Here is a 13,593-nt window from a genome sequence, read left to right as displayed (position 1 = left end):
CGCCGGAGCCCCGGCCCCCGGGCCCGGGGCAGCGCCATCCGCGGCGGCGGAGCCACCGGCGGCTCCCAAAGGCGGTATCGAGGACCGGATCGCCCGCTTCGCGACCATCTGGGGGCGGGCGATCTTTCCGGTCACGGCGACCTCGCTGACCCGCGTCGAGTTCGAACGGCACCTCCTCCCCCTCACCCGGACGCTTGCCGAGGCCCTGCACGCCCGGCCCTTCGACGCCGGCGTCGCCCAGCGGGTCGGCGCGGAGCTCGTCGCCGTGCACTGCACCGACCCCGAGGCGCTGTCGGGCACCCTCGGGGTGATCGAGTCGTACCTGGTGCTCTACTGCGGGCCCACGGGCTCCGGTGGCTCCGGGGCGGAGGACACCGAGGAGTACCGGGCCCGCTGTGCCCGCCTCCAGCACGGGATCGCGGCGGGTTTCGCCCGCGCCCTGCGCGAGCGCACCCTCAAGGAGCAGGAGGCCATCGCCCGCTCGGCGCTGACCGCCCGCGCCGACGCGCAGGAGGCCCTGCACGCGAGCGAGTCGCGTTTCCGGGCGGTCTTCGAGGGGGCGGCCGTCGGGATCGGCATCGCCGACCTGGACGGCAACATCCTCGAGGTCAACGACGCACTGCTGCAGATGTTCGGCGGCCTGGAAGGGCACGTCAGGGGCCGCAAGGTCAGCGAGTGGGGACACCCCGACGACACCCCGCACGTCTGGCGGATGCACGGTGAGCTGGTGCGCGGCGAGCGTGAGAACTTCCGCGTGGAGAAGCCGTACTACCGGCACGACGGCACCGTGCTCTGGACCAACCTGACGGTGTCCCTGCTGCGTGACGCCGACGGGGTGCCGCGCTACCAGCTGGCGCTGATGGAGGACACCACCGAACGCCGGCTGCTGAACCTGCGCCTGCGCTACGAGGCGACCCACGACGCCCTGACCGGGCTGCCCAACCGCACGCTGTTCTTCGAACGGCTGGAGAAGGCCCTGAGCGGGGCCGGGGGCAGCCGCTTCGGCCTGTGCTACCTGGATCTCGACGGGTTCAAGACGGTCAACGACAGCCTCGGCCACTCGGCGGGCGACCGGCTCCTGGTGGAGGTCGCCGACCGGCTGCAGAGCTGCGCGACCGGCCCCGGCGAGGTGGTCGCCCGGCTCGGCGGAGACGAGTTCGTCGCCCTGACCACCGGCCCCGACACCGAGCAGGAGGTGACCGACCTCGCGGTCCGCATCCTGTCCGCCCTGTCGACGCCGATCCGGATCGAGGGCCGCGAGCTGACGGTCCGGGGCAGCATCGGCATCGTCGAGGGCCCGGCCCGCGAGCGCACCCCCGCGGAGGTGCTGCGCAGCGCGGACATCACGATGTACCGGGCCAAGGCGGCCGGCGGCAACCGCTTCGAGTTCGCCGACGCCGAGGCAGACGCCCGGGCCATCACCCGCCACGGACTGACCAACGCCCTGCCGGCGGCGCTGGAGCGCGGCGAGTTCTTCATCGAGTACCAGCCGCTGGTCCACATGCACGACGGCAGCGTGCACGGCGCGGAGGCGCTGGTGCGCTGGTCGCACCCGCAGTACGGGGTGCTCGGCCCGGACCGCTTCATCCCGCTCGCCGAACGGACCGGACTGATCGTGCCGCTCGGCCGCTGGGTCCTGGAGGAGGCCGTCCGCCAGGCCCGCAACTGGCAGCGCCAGCTCGGTGGCTCGTCCCTGCGCATCAACGTCAACCTCTCGCCGACCCAGCTGCACCACCCCGGCCTGGTCGCCGATACCGTCGCCGTGCTGGAGAAGTCGGGCCTCGCCCCGGGTGCGCTGTGCCTGGAGGTCACCGAGTCGGCTCTGATCGGCGCCGATGACGAGCTCCTGGAACCACTGCGCCGGCTCGCCGCTCTCGGTGTCGACATCGCGCTCGACGACTTCGGCACCGGCTACTCGAACCTGGCCAACCTGCGCCGCCTCCCGGTCAGCGTCCTGAAGCTGGACCGCTCCTTCACCCAGGGGATGCAGCAGAGCCCGGCCAACCCGGTCGACGTCAAGATCGTGGAGGGGATCGTCGCCCTGGCCCACAGCCTCGAACTCGCCGTCACCGTCGAGGGGGTGGAGACCGGAGCCCAGGCCGCCCAGCTGCGCGCCCTCGGCTGCGACACCGCCCAGGGCTGGTACTACGCCCGCCCCGGAGCCCCCGACCGCATCCACACCCTCTCCCTCTGCGACGCCGTGCCCACGCCGTCCTGACACCGGCCGCTCGCCCGCCCGGGATGGGGGTGGCGAGCGGGCCCGCCGGTCAGTTCATGCCCGCCTCCGTCCCGCGCCCCGGTTCGCGGACCGCCGCCGTCACCCGCTCCATCCGCCGGGTGGTGTCGGCCAGCACCTCGGCCGCCACCGGCAGCCGCTCGGCCTCGTACATGTCGAGCACGCCGTCCGGAGCCGGGCCGGTGAGGGCGGCGGCCAGGGTCCGGGCGAGGGCGGCCGCGTCCTGGATCCCGGTGTTCATGCCCAGCCCGCCGGCTATCGGGTGGACGTGCGCCGCGTCCCCGGCGAGGAAGACCCGGCCCTCGCGCATCCGGGCAGCCATGCGGACATTGGCCCGCCACGACGAGAGCCAGGTGGGATCCGCCAGCCGGATCCCCGGCACCCGGGCGTGCCGGTCGAAGAGCCGCTGGAAGCTCTCCAGTGACGGCGGCAGCGGCTCTCCTCGCCGGTCCGGCTCGGGCGAGGCCTGAAGCTGGAAGGTCTGCGTGCCCGGTATCGGACAGAGCAGGATTCCGCCGCCGTCCGAGGTGAACCACTGGTGCCAGTAGTCCCGGCTCAGCCCCGGCGCGGTCACGTCCCCGAGCACCATCGACGGCGCCTCCTCCGTGTGTCCCTCGAAGGGGATCGCGAGGAGCTCCCGGGTCGGGCTGTGGCCGCCGTCGCACCCCGCGGCGTACCCGGCGCGGACCGAGCGGCCGTCGGCCAGCCGCGCGGTGACCCCGGCGGAGTCCTGGGCGATCCCGACGACCTGGGCCTCGTACTCGACCCGGACACCGAGGCCGGCGAGCCGCTCGCGGAGTACCTCCTCGACCTGCCACTGGCCGATCAGGAGGCCGCCGTTGCCGGCCGGCGTGTCGTTGATGTGAGCGCCGTCGAAGTACTTGCGCAGGACCAGGTCGGGGGTGCCGATCGTGGAGAGCCGCTCGGCGACACCGAGCCGTGCGAAGACCCCCAGGCTGCTCGGGGTGAGGCCTTTGCCCCGGGACTCGCGGTGGGGTCGGGAACGCCGCTCGAGGATCCGGACGGGGACGCCTCGCAAGGCCAGTTCACAGGCCAGGGTGAGTCCGGTGGGGCCGGAGCCCGCGATCAGTACGTCGGTCATCGGAAGTCCTCTCGTCGCGTCGATGACTCAAGGAAAGCGGCTCCCCGGCAAAAAAGCAACCCGGTCAAAAAAATAACTCGGTACAAAAAATAACTCGGTAACGAATCCGTGGTAGGGTGTGAGGCATGGACAACACGACGGGTCTGCGCGAGAACAAGAAGCTCCGTACGCGCCGCCGGCTGGCGGCCACGGCGCTTGAACTCTTCCTGGAACGGGGCTTCGATGCCGTCTCCGTGGCGGATATCGCCGCTGCGGCCGAGGTTTCCAAACCCACGCTGTTCCGGTACTTCCCGAGCAAGGAGGACCTGGTGCTGGACAGCTTCGCCGACCATCAGGACGAGGCGGCGCGCATCGTGCGCGAGCGGCCGGCCGGGCAGGGCCCCGTCGGCGCCGTGCGGGAGCACTTCCTGGCAGCCCTCGACCGGCGGGACCCGATCACCGGGCTCTGTGACCACCCCGCCGTCCTCGCCTTCGAGCGACTGGTCTTCTCCACCGCCAGCCTGGATTCCCGCCTCGCCCTCTACACCGCCCGCGAGGTGGAACTGCTCGCCGCCGCCCTCGAAGCCGAGTCCGCCCCGCCGCTCACCGCCCGGCTGGCGGCGCTGCACCTGGTGACCGCCCGCCAGGAGCTGGGCCGGGAGAACTGGCGCCGGATCGAAGCCGGTCGTAGCGCCGACGAAGCCCATCCGGCAGCCGTCGCCGACGCGGAGGCCGCGTTCGGCATGCTGGCCGGAGGGCTCGACCAGGTGTTGCCCATACGCCCCGCCCAGGCCCAGGCCCAGGCTTAGGCCCGGGCCGGCCGGCCGCCCTGTCCGGTCAGCCCAGCAGGATCCGCTTCAGTTCGCGGGCCGCGCGCGGGGGAGCCACGTCGGTGCGGTGGGCCAGCGCGATCGTGCGGCGCAGCGGGGAGCCCGCCAACGGGGTCGCCCGCAGGCCGGAACCCGCGCGGTCCACCACCATCGCCGGGACCACCGCGACGCCCAGCCCCGCGCGTACGAAGCCCAGGACCGCGTCCATCTCGCCGCCCTCCACCGTGAACACCGGCTCGAAGCCCTCCGCCCGGCAGGCCGCCACCGTCAGCTCCCGTAGGTCGTACCCGTGCCGGAACATCACCATCGGCTCGTCGCGCAACCCGGAGATCGTCAGCGCCCCGCCCCCGCCGGGCGCCGGCAACTCCGCGGAGGAGACCACCACCAGATCCTCCGTCAGCAGCTCCACCGTGGTCAGCGCCGGAGCCGAGGGCGGCAGTGGCAGCGCGATCAGGGCCAGGTCCAGGGCCCCGCGCGCCAGTTCCCGTACGAGATCGAGCGAACCGCTCTCCTCGATCAGCAGCTCGATCCCCGGATGCGCTCGGTGGAAGGCGCGCAGCACGTCCGGCAGCAGGCCCGTGCAGACGCTCGGTGTGGCGCCCAGCCGGACCCGCCCGCGCCGCAGCTGCGCCAGTTCCTGGACCTCCAGCCGTGCGGTGTCCGCGTCCGCGAGGATCCGCCGGGCCAGCGGCAGCAGCGCCTCGCCCGCGTCCGTCAATGCGATGTTGCCCCGCGCCCGGCTGAACAGCTCGGCACCCAGCTCCCGCTCCAGCGCCCTGATCTGCTGGGACAGCGAGGGCTGCGCCACATGCACCTGCTCCGCGGCCCGCGTGAAGTGCCGGGTCTCGGCGACGGCGACGAAGTACAGAAGCTGCTGGAACTGCATGGGCCCAGGATACGCCCTTCATAGGCAACGGCTATCGAGATCAGCCTCATCATGTCTTGGACCTTTCGGGACCTTAGTCCTTACGGTCAATGGCATGGCTCTGGCAACGCGGACGGGTCGACGGCCGTCCACCACGCGCACGATCTGGGACTCATCCGTCGGCAAGAAGTCCGTGATGGCCGTCTCCGGCCTGATCATGCTCGGCTACCTCGTCGTGCACATGCTCGGCAACCTCAAGATCTTCTTCGGGGCGGGGGAGTTCAACGGCTACGCCCACTGGCTGCGCACCCTCGGCTCGCCCTTCCTCCACCACGAGTGGGCCCTGTGGATCGTCCGCGTGGTGCTGCTCGCCGCGGTCGTCGCGCACGCCGTGTCCGCGTACCAGCTCAGCCGCCGCGGCATCCAGGCCCGCCCGGTGAAGTACGCCCACAAGCGCCGCCGCGCGAGCTACGCCACCCGCACGATGCGCTGGGGCGGGGTCATCCTCGGCCTGTTCATCGTCTGGCACGTACTCGACCTCACCACGCTCACCGTCAACGAGCGCGCCTGGGCCGGCCACCCGTACGAGAACGTCCTCGCCACCTTCTCCACCTGGTACGGCAACACGATCTACATCGTGGCGATGGCCGCCCTCGGCCTGCACGTCCGGCACGGCTTCTGGAGCGCCGCCCAGACCCTCGGCGCGGGCAACGCCCGCCGCGAGCGGGCGCTGAAGTTCCTGGCCAACGCCCTGGCCCTCGTCCTCTTCGCGGGTTTCGTCTCCGTCCCCGTGGCCGTCATGACCGGAGTGGTGAACTGACCATGAGCGACCTCGGAAACGACTACGCCCGCTACACCACCGGCGAGCCCCTCGCCGACACCAAGGCCCCCGAAGGCCCGATCGCGGACCGCTGGGACCGCCGCCGCTTCGAGGCCAAGCTCGTCAACCCGGCCAACCGCCGCAAGCACACCGTCATCGTCGTCGGCACCGGCCTGGCCGGCGGCTCCGCCGGCGCCACCCTCGCCGAACAGGGCTACCACGTCGTCCAGTTCTGCTTCTCCGACTCCCCGCGCCGTGCGCACTCCATCGCCGCCCAGGGCGGCATCAACGCCGCCAAGAACTACCGCAACGACGGCGATTCGGTGCACCGCCTCTTCTACGACACCGTCAAGGGCGGGGACTTCCGCGCCCGCGAGTCCAACGTCCACCGCCTCGCCCAGATCTCCGTCGAGATCATCGACCAGTGCGTTGCCCAGGGCGTCCCGTTCGCCCGTGAGTACGGCGGCCTCCTCGACACCCGCTCCTTCGGCGGAGTCCAGGTCTCCCGCACCTTCTACGCCCGCGGCCAGACGGGCCAGCAGCTCCTCCTCGGCGCCTACCAGGCACTCTCCCGACAGATCGCCGCCGGCAACGTCGAGATGCACGCGCGCACCGAGATGCTCGACCTGATCACGGTCGACGGTGTGGCCCGCGGCATCGTGGCCCGCGACCTGATCACCGGTGAGATCTCCACCCACTACGCCGACGCGGTGGTGCTGGCGAGCGGCGGCTACGGCAACGTCTTCTACCTCTCCACCAACGCCATGAACTCCAACGCGACCGCCGTCTGGCGGGCGCACCGGCGCGGCGCGTACTTCGCGAACCCCTGCTTCACCCAGATCCACCCCACCTGCATCCCGCGCACCGGCGACCACCAGTCCAAGCTCACCCTGATGAGCGAGTCCCTGCGCAACGACGGCCGCATCTGGGTCCCCAAGGCCAAGGGCGACACCCGCCCCGCCGCCGACATCCCCGAGGCGGAGCGCGACTACTACCTGGAGCGGATCTACCCCTCCTTCGGCAACCTCGTGCCCCGCGACATCGCCTCCCGCGCCGCCAAGAACGTCTGCGACGAGGGCCGCGGCGTCGGCCCCGGCGGCCAGGGCGTCTACCTCGACTTCGCCGACGCCATCCGCCGGCTGGGCCGCGACAGGGTCGCCGAGCAGTACGGCAACCTCTTCGAGATGTACGAGCGGATCACCGCCGAGAACCCGTACGAGGTCCCGATGCGGATCTACCCCGCCGTGCATTACACGATGGGCGGCCTGTGGGTCGACTACGACCTCCAGACCACCGTCCCCGGCCTCTTCGCGATCGGCGAGGCCAACTTCTCCGACCACGGCGCGAACCGCCTCGGCGCCTCCGCCCTCATGCAGGGCCTCGCCGACGGCTACTTCGTCCTGCCCTCCACCATCAACGACTACCTGGCCCGCCACCCGCACCAGGAGGAGATCGACGACAGTCATCCCGAGGCCGCGGCCGCCGTCCGGGAGACCCGCGCCTGCCTCGAGAGGCTGCTCTCCGTCGACGGCGACCGCACCCCCGACTCCTTCCACCGCGAGATCGGCGAACTCATGTGGGAGTACTGCGGGATGGCCCGCACCGAGGAGGGTCTGCGCAAGGCGCTCGACCGGATCCCGGAGATCCGCGCGGAGTTCTGGCAGCGGATCAAGGTCCCCGGTACCGGCCAGGAGTTCAACCAGTCGCTCGAGAAGGCCAACCGCATCGTCGACTACCTGGAACTCGCCGAGCTGATGTGCCTCGACGCGCTCCACCGCGCCGAATCCTGCGGCGGCCACTTCCGCGAGGAGTCCCAGACCCCGGACGGCGAAGCGGCCCGCCGCGACGAGGAATTCGGCTACGCGGCCGCCTGGCAGTACCAGGGCACCGGCGCCGCCCCCGTCCTGCACAAGGAAGACCTGGTCTTCGAGTACGTCCACCCCACCCAGCGGAGCTACGCATGAAGCTCACCCTGCGCGTCTGGCGCCAGCGGAACCCCGACGCCCCCGGCGCCATGGCCTCCTACGAGGTCGACGGCATCTCGAAGGACATGTCCTTCCTGGAGATGCTCGACACCCTCAACGAGGACCTCATCCTGCGCGGCGAGGACCCGGTCGCCTTCGACCACGACTGCCGCGAGGGCATCTGCGGTGCGTGCAGCCTCGTCATCAACGGCGACGCCCACGGACCGGAACGCACCACCACCTGTCAGCTCCACATGCGGTCCTTCGCCGACGGAGACACCATCGACGTCGAGCCCTGGCGGGCCGCGGCCTTCCCGGTGGTCAAGGACCTCGTCGTCGACCGCGGCGCCTTCGACAGCATCATCCAGGCCGGCGGCTACATCACCGCCCCCACCGGCGCCGCCCCCGAGGCGCACGCCACCGCCGTGCCCAAGGCCGACGCCGACTTCGCCTTCGAGCACGCCGAGTGCATCGGCTGCGGCGCCTGTGTGGCGGCCTGCCCCAACGGCTCCGCGATGCTCTTCACCTCCGCCAAGATCAACCACCTCAACGTCCTCCCGCAGGGCTCGCCCGAGCGCGAGACCCGCGTGCTGGACATGGTGGCCGCGATGGACGAGGAGGGCTTCGGCGGCTGCACCCTCACCGGAGAATGCGCCACGGCCTGTCCGAAGGGCATCCCGCTCCCGTCCATCGCCGCCATGAACAAGGAGTGGCTGCGGGCGGTCCGCAAGGGCTGACCGGGTCCCGGTCTGGGCCGATCGGCTGACCCGATGCGCCGACCGGGCGCTCGTACGGGCCGTACGCCGCGCCGCGTCCCGGCGGCGCACGGCCCATGGCGGACAGTGGCCCCATGCCAGAAGCCCCCGCCGGGTCCGGACCGTGCCGCCGCAGCCTGCTGGCCGCCGCCCTCGCCCCGCTCGCGGTGGCCGGCTGCTCCACGGACGACCACCCCGGCGGCCCCGCCCCCGGCCCCCAGGCCGGGGCCAAGGACGCCCTGGTCATGGTGATCCGGCACGCCGAGAAGCCGTACGCCGGCGACTCGGGCTGGGACGAGGAGGGCGAGGACGACCCCGGCTCGCTGGCCGGCCGCGGCTGGCGCCGGGCCGAGGAGCTCACCCGGCTCTTCCCGCCCGCCCGCGGTTCCTCGCTGCCCCGCCCCGCCGCCGTCTTCGCGGCCGGCGGGAAGGCCGCCGCCCCCGCCCGCTGCAAGCAGACCGTGGCGGCACTGGCCACCGCCCTGCGCACCCCCGTCCGCACCGAGTTCGCCGTCGGCGCCGAACCGGCCCTCGTCCGCGCCGCGCTGCTCGCCCCGATGCCCGTGCTGGTCTGCTGGGAGCACAGCGGCATCCCCCGGCTGGTCCGCGCCCTCGGCGCCGACCGGGTCCTCGGTGTCCCGGCCACCTGGCCAGACCGCCACGACCTCGTCTGGATGTTCACCCGCCGCCAGGGGCAGTGGAGCTTCCGCGAACTGCCGCAGCACCTGCTTGCCGGCGACGCGTGACCATGGGGTGACCGGGCCCGGGGGCGGAGACCCCCTAACGACCCGTCCGGCCCCCGATCGCCCGCGCCAGGTACGGCGCCGTGCGGCCCGTCCCCGACGCGGCCACCTGCGCCGGGGTCCCCGAGGCGACGATCCGGCCGCCCTCCGTTCCCCCGCCCGGACCCAGGTCGATGACCCAGTCCGCGCCCGCCACCGTCTCCATGTCGTGCTCCACGACCACCACCGAGTGCCCGGCGTCCACCAGCCCGTGCAACTGCCGCAGCAGCACCCGTACATCGGCCGGATGCAGGCCGGTCGTCGGCTCGTCCAGCAGGTACAGGGTGTGGTCCCGGCGCAGCCTCTGCAGCTCCGTGGCCAGCTTGATCCGCTGCGCCTCGCCGCCCGACAGCTCGGTGGCCGGCTGCCCCAGCCGCAGGTAGCCCAGCCCGATGTCCTCCAGCGCCCGCAGGCTGCGGGCCGCCGCCGGAACCTCCGCGAAGAACGCGGCCGCCGACTCCACCGTCAGCCCCAGCACCTCCGCGATGTCCAGCCCCGCGTACCGGACCTCCAGGGTCTCGGCGTTGTACCGCGCACCCCCGCACTCAGGGCAGGGGGCGTACGTACTCGGCAGGAAGAGCAGCTCCACCGAGACGAAGCCCTCGCCCTGACAGGTCTCGCACCGGCCGCCCGGCACGTTGAAGGAGAACCGGCCCGCCTTCCAGCCGCGCGCCCGCGCCTCCGGCGCCGCCGTGAACAGCTTGCGCACCACGTCGAACAACCCGGTGTAGGTGGCCAGGTTGGACCGCGGGGTGCGGCCGATCGGCTTCTGGTCCACCTCCACCAGCCGCCGTACCGGAAAGTCCGGCTCCGCCAGCCGCCCGGCGACCTCCCGGGCCAGCACCTGGCCCACCAGCGTGGACTTCCCCGACCCCGACACCCCGGTCACGGCGGTGAACACGCCGAGCGGGAACGGCACGTGTACGTCGCGCAGGTTGTGCCGGTCGGCCCCGTTCAAGCGCACCTGCCCGGTGGCCTCGCGCACCGGGCGCCGCGCCCCGGCCGGCACCGGCGCCGCGAACAGGTGCCGGGCCGTCGCCGACTCCGCGACGCCGGCCAGCTCCCGCGGCGGCCCGCTGTACAGGACCTGCCCGCCGTGCTCCCCGGCCAGCGGCCCCACGTCCACCAGCCAGTCCGCGTGCCGCACCACCGCCATGTCGTGTTCCACGACGAACACCGTGTTCCCGGCCTCCTTCAGCCGGTCCAGTACGCCGAGCAGCGCCTCGGTGTCGGCCGGGTGCAGCCCCGCCGACGGCTCGTCCAGTACGTACACCACCCCGAACAGCCCCGACCGCAGCTGCGTCGCCAGCCGCAGCCGCTGGAGTTCGCCCGCGGACAGGGTCGGCGCGGCGCGGTCCAGGCTCAGATAGCCGAGCCCGAGCTCGACGACGGGCCCGATCCGCGAGCGCAGGTCCTGCGCGAGCACCCGCGCCGCCTCGCCCTCCACGGGCGCGGCGGCGAGTACGCCGTCCAGGCCGGTCAGTGCCATGGCCGCCAGCTCGGCGATCCCGTACCCCGCGAAGGTCACGGCCAGGGCCTCGGGGCGCAGCCGACGCCCCTCGCACACCGGGCAGGGGGAGTCGGTGAGGAAGCCCTCCGCGCGGGCCCGCAGGGTGGCGCTCTTGGTGTCGGAGAAGGTCCGCATCACATAGCGGTGGGCGCTCATGTACGTGCCCTGGTAGGGCCGTTGGATCCGGTCCGCGTCCCGCACCGGGTGCACGGTCACCACCGGCTGCTCCTCGGTGAACAGGATCCACTCGCGGTCCTTGGCCGGCAGCTCCCGCCACGGCCGGTCGACATCGTGCCCCAGCACCTCGAGGATGTCCCGCAGGTTCTTGCCCTGCCAGGCGCCGGGCCAGGCGGCGATGGCACCTTGACGGATCGACAGTTCCGGGTCGGGGACGAGGAGTTCCTCGGTGGTGCGGTGGATCCGGCCGAGCCCGTGGCACGAAGGGCAGGCCCCGGCAGCGGTGTTGGGGGAGAAGGCGTCGGAGTCGAGCCGCTCGGCCCCCGGCGGATAGCTGCCGGCCCGGGAGTACAGCATCCGCAGGGAGTTGGACAGCAGGGTCACCGTGCCGACCGAGGACCGCGATCCCGGCGAGGAACGGCGCTGCTCCAGGGAGACGGCGGGCGGCAGCCCGGTGATGGAGTCCACATTCGGGGCGCCGATCTGGTGGATGAGCCGGCGGGCGTACGGGGCCACGGACTCGAAGTACCGGCGCTGGGCCTCGGCGTAGATCGTGCCGAACGCGAGCGAGCTCTTCCCGGATCCGGAGACCCCGGTGAACACGGTCAGCGCGTCGCGCGGAATGTCCACGTCGACACCGCGCAGGTTGTGCTCCCTGGCGCCCCGGACGCGTACGCGGGAATCACGGGCGGAACGGGGATCCGGAGACTGGTGCATTCGTCCTACTTTAGAGGCCCTTCAGAGGCCCGCGATCCGGGCCAGTCTGCGGTAGGAGTCCAGCAGCGCCGCCCGGTCGTAGGTGGAGGTGGTGACCAGCAGCTCGTCGGCGCCGGTCAGCGCGGCGACCTCGGCCAGCTCCGCCGCGACCTGCTCCTCCGTGCCGTGGATGTGCCCGGCCAGCGCGCCCTCGTACAGCTCCCGCTCCTTCGGGGTCATGGACAGGGCCTCGGCCTCCTCGGCCGGCCTCAGCGGCGGGAAGCTGCCCCGGGTGCGGGAGTACGCGAGGGACCAGGCCTCGGGGACCAGCATCCGCCGGGCTTCCGCGGTGGTGGCGGCGACCGCCACCGTCCCCGAGACCACCACGTACGGCTCCGCGCCCCACGCGGAGGCCCGGAACTCCTTGCGGTACGTCTCGATGATGTCCGTGACCCGGCCGCGCGCCCGCAGGTCTCCCACCACCATCGGCAGCCCGGCCCGGGCGGCGATCCCGGCCCCTTCGCCGGTGGCGAGCACGTACGCCGGGATCCGCAGCCCCTCGGCGGGGTACGCGTGCACCTCCGGATGGGCCTGCTGGCTGCCGTCGAGCCAGCCCAGCAGCTCGGCCAGCTGCTCCTCGAACCGGTCGGCGTCCCCGGTGTCGTGGCCCAGGGCCCGCCGGATGCCGTTGGTGAAGCCGACCGAACGGCCGAGCCCCATGTCGATCCGGCCGGGGAACAGCGCCTCCAGGACCCCGAACTGCTCCGCGACCACCAGCGGCTGGTGGTTTGGCAGCATGACCCCGCCCGTGCCGACCCGGATCCGCCGGGTGGCTCCGGCCACGGCCGCGGCCAGCACGGCCGGCGCGGATCCGGCGACGCCGGGCACGCTGTGGTGCTCCGAAACCCAGAAGCGGTGGTAGCCGAGCTCCTCGGCCGTCCGGGCCAGGTCCACGGTGTCCCGCAGGGCCTCGGGGGCCGGGTGGCCCTCGCGGGTGCGGGAGCGGTCGAGTATGGAGAGTCGGAAGAGTTTTCGGATCACACAGGTCTCAACGCCGGGGGCCCGCGAGGATTCCCTAGGGTTGCGGGATGACTGAGAACACCCACCGGCCGCTGGCCGTCTTCGACATCGACAACACCCTGGCGGACACCGGCCACCGCCAGCACTTCCTGGAGCGCCGTCCCCGCGACTGGAGCGGCTTCTTCGGTGCGGCGCCGGCCGATCCGCCGCTGGGGCGCGGGGTGACCCTGGCGGTGGAGAGCGCGGCCGACTGCGAGGTGGTCTACCTGACCGGGCGCCCGGAGCGGTGCCGGGCGGACACCGTGGACTGGCTCACCCGGCACGGGCTGCCCGAGGGCCGGGTGTGGATGCGCGGGAACCAGGACCGGCGCCCGGCCCGGACGACCAAGCTGGAGGTGCTGAAGCGGATCGCCCGGGGCCGGGAGGTGCGCATGCTCGTGGACGACGACGAACTGGTCTGCCAGGCCGCCCGCGCCGCCGGTTTCCGGGTGGTCCTCGCCGACTGGGCGGCCGAGGCACCGGAGCTCAAGGCCGCCCAGGAGGGCGAAGGGCGGACCTGAGCACGGCCGGGAAGGCCCGGGGCGAGCGCGCCCCGGGTGAACGCCCGGGTCAGTCCTCGCCGTCGAGGCGGAAGCCGACCTTGAGCCCCACCTGGTAGTGGGCGATCTCGCCGTTCTCGAGGTGCCCGCGCACCTGGACGACCTCGAACCAGTCGAGGTTGCGCACGGTCTGGCCCGCACGGGCGATCCCGTTGCGGATGGCCTGATCGATGCCCTCGTGGGAGGTGCCGACGATTTCGGTCACCCGGTACGTGTGATTGGACATGGGGGTCTCCCGACGCTGGGTGGCTTTTGCCT

Annotated in this window: 12 protein-coding genes; 7 read left to right on the top strand and 5 right to left on the bottom strand. The window is 72.7% G+C overall.

Features of this window, described 5'->3' with window-relative positions; all coding sequences use genetic code 11:
- The first annotated feature begins 76 nt into the window (after positions 1 to 76).
- A complete protein-coding gene (locus OHA89_RS06340; RefSeq protein WP_215149322.1) occupies positions 77 to 2,218 on the top strand; it encodes a bifunctional diguanylate cyclase/phosphodiesterase in 2,142 nt (713 codons plus the stop codon).
- Between the two features lie 49 nt (positions 2,219 to 2,267).
- On the opposite strand, the gene OHA89_RS06335 is transcribed toward OHA89_RS06340, so the two are convergent.
- On the bottom strand, positions 2,268 to 3,338 hold the full coding sequence (locus tag OHA89_RS06335; protein WP_266613420.1) for an FAD-dependent monooxygenase: 1,071 nt from the start codon (positions 3,336 to 3,338) through the stop codon (positions 2,268 to 2,270).
- 125 nt (positions 3,339 to 3,463) lie between these two features.
- Here OHA89_RS06335 and OHA89_RS06330 point away from each other — a divergent pair, with 125 nt between their 5' ends.
- On the top strand, positions 3,464 to 4,126 hold the full coding sequence (locus OHA89_RS06330; RefSeq protein ID WP_406365605.1) for a TetR family transcriptional regulator: 663 nt from the start codon (positions 3,464 to 3,466) through the stop codon (positions 4,124 to 4,126).
- 28 nt (positions 4,127 to 4,154) lie between these two features.
- On the opposite strand, the gene OHA89_RS06325 is transcribed toward OHA89_RS06330, so the two are convergent.
- Positions 4,155 to 5,033: a LysR family transcriptional regulator gene (locus OHA89_RS06325; RefSeq protein ID WP_406365603.1), complete on the bottom strand. Its 879-nt coding sequence runs from the start codon at positions 5,031 to 5,033 to the stop codon at positions 4,155 to 4,157.
- Between the two features lie 94 nt (positions 5,034 to 5,127).
- On the opposite strand from OHA89_RS06325, the gene OHA89_RS06320 reads away from it, so the two are divergent.
- The 4 genes from OHA89_RS06320 to OHA89_RS06305 all read left to right on the top strand — a co-directional run bounded on the left by OHA89_RS06320 (position 5,128) and on the right by OHA89_RS06305 (position 9,297).
- On the top strand, positions 5,128 to 5,832 hold the full coding sequence (locus OHA89_RS06320) for a succinate dehydrogenase (RefSeq protein ID WP_215149268.1): 705 nt from the start codon (positions 5,128 to 5,130) through the stop codon (positions 5,830 to 5,832).
- A 2-nt stretch (positions 5,833 to 5,834) separates the two neighbouring features.
- On the top strand, positions 5,835 to 7,796 hold the full coding sequence (locus tag OHA89_RS06315; RefSeq protein WP_406365601.1) for a fumarate reductase/succinate dehydrogenase flavoprotein subunit: 1,962 nt from the start codon (positions 5,835 to 5,837) through the stop codon (positions 7,794 to 7,796).
- Positions 7,793 to 8,533, top strand: coding sequence for a succinate dehydrogenase/fumarate reductase iron-sulfur subunit (locus OHA89_RS06310; RefSeq protein ID WP_266613415.1), 741 nt, complete (start codon positions 7,793 to 7,795; stop codon positions 8,531 to 8,533). The genes OHA89_RS06315 and OHA89_RS06310 overlap by 4 nt, the downstream gene beginning before the upstream one ends.
- A gap of 113 nt (positions 8,534 to 8,646) precedes the next feature.
- Positions 8,647 to 9,297: a hypothetical protein gene (locus tag OHA89_RS06305; protein ID WP_257553165.1), complete on the top strand. Its 651-nt coding sequence runs from the start codon at positions 8,647 to 8,649 to the stop codon at positions 9,295 to 9,297.
- Between the two features lie 34 nt (positions 9,298 to 9,331).
- On the opposite strand, the gene OHA89_RS06300 is transcribed toward OHA89_RS06305, so the two are convergent.
- Both OHA89_RS06300 and OHA89_RS06295 read right to left on the bottom strand, forming a co-directional pair.
- Positions 9,332 to 11,737 (bottom strand): ABC transporter, encoded by a 2,406-nt coding sequence (locus OHA89_RS06300; RefSeq protein ID WP_406365598.1) that lies wholly within the window; start codon positions 11,735 to 11,737, stop codon positions 9,332 to 9,334.
- Positions 11,738 to 11,758: 21 nt separating this feature from the next.
- Positions 11,759 to 12,757 (bottom strand): MsnO8 family LLM class oxidoreductase, encoded by a 999-nt coding sequence (locus OHA89_RS06295; protein ID WP_406365596.1) that lies wholly within the window; start codon positions 12,755 to 12,757, stop codon positions 11,759 to 11,761.
- A 47-nt stretch (positions 12,758 to 12,804) separates the two neighbouring features.
- Between OHA89_RS06295 and OHA89_RS06290 the strand changes: the two genes are divergently transcribed.
- A complete protein-coding gene (locus OHA89_RS06290; protein ID WP_257553162.1) occupies positions 12,805 to 13,296 on the top strand; it encodes a hypothetical protein in 492 nt (163 codons plus the stop codon).
- A 49-nt stretch (positions 13,297 to 13,345) separates the two neighbouring features.
- On the opposite strand, the gene OHA89_RS06285 is transcribed toward OHA89_RS06290, so the two are convergent.
- Positions 13,346 to 13,561, bottom strand: coding sequence for a dodecin (locus OHA89_RS06285; protein WP_215149263.1), 216 nt, complete (start codon positions 13,559 to 13,561; stop codon positions 13,346 to 13,348).
- Between the last annotated feature and the right edge of the window lie 32 nt (positions 13,562 to 13,593).

The organism is Streptomyces sp. NBC_01546, from assembly GCF_045208355.1.
Classification (GTDB): Bacteria; Actinomycetota; Actinomycetes; order Streptomycetales; family Streptomycetaceae; genus Streptomyces.
The sequence above is the reverse complement of the archived record's forward strand: the minus strand, read 5'-3'. Positions and strand labels throughout refer to the sequence as shown.

Excerpts from the sequence above, each read along its gene's own strand:
- OHA89_RS06310 (WP_266613415.1), top strand. The coding sequence starts at position 7,793 with ATGAAGCTCACCCTGCGCGTCTGGCGCCAGCGGAACCCCGACGCCCCC.
- OHA89_RS06305 (WP_257553165.1), top strand. The coding sequence starts at position 8,647 with ATGCCAGAAGCCCCCGCCGGGTCCGGACCGTGCCGCCGCAGCCTGCTG.
- OHA89_RS06325 (WP_406365603.1), bottom strand. The coding sequence starts at position 5,033 with ATGCAGTTCCAGCAGCTTCTGTACTTCGTCGCCGTCGCCGAGACCCGG.
- OHA89_RS06330 (WP_406365605.1), top strand. The coding sequence starts at position 3,464 with ATGGACAACACGACGGGTCTGCGCGAGAACAAGAAGCTCCGTACGCGC.
- OHA89_RS06320 (WP_215149268.1), top strand. The coding sequence starts at position 5,128 with ATGGCTCTGGCAACGCGGACGGGTCGACGGCCGTCCACCACGCGCACG.
- OHA89_RS06290 (WP_257553162.1), top strand. The coding sequence starts at position 12,805 with ATGACTGAGAACACCCACCGGCCGCTGGCCGTCTTCGACATCGACAAC.
- OHA89_RS06285 (WP_215149263.1), bottom strand. The coding sequence starts at position 13,561 with ATGTCCAATCACACGTACCGGGTGACCGAAATCGTCGGCACCTCCCAC.
- OHA89_RS06315 (WP_406365601.1), top strand. The coding sequence starts at position 5,835 with ATGAGCGACCTCGGAAACGACTACGCCCGCTACACCACCGGCGAGCCC.
- OHA89_RS06335 (WP_266613420.1), bottom strand. The coding sequence starts at position 3,338 with ATGACCGACGTACTGATCGCGGGCTCCGGCCCCACCGGACTCACCCTG.
- OHA89_RS06300 (WP_406365598.1), bottom strand. The coding sequence starts at position 11,737 with ATGCACCAGTCTCCGGATCCCCGTTCCGCCCGTGATTCCCGCGTACGC.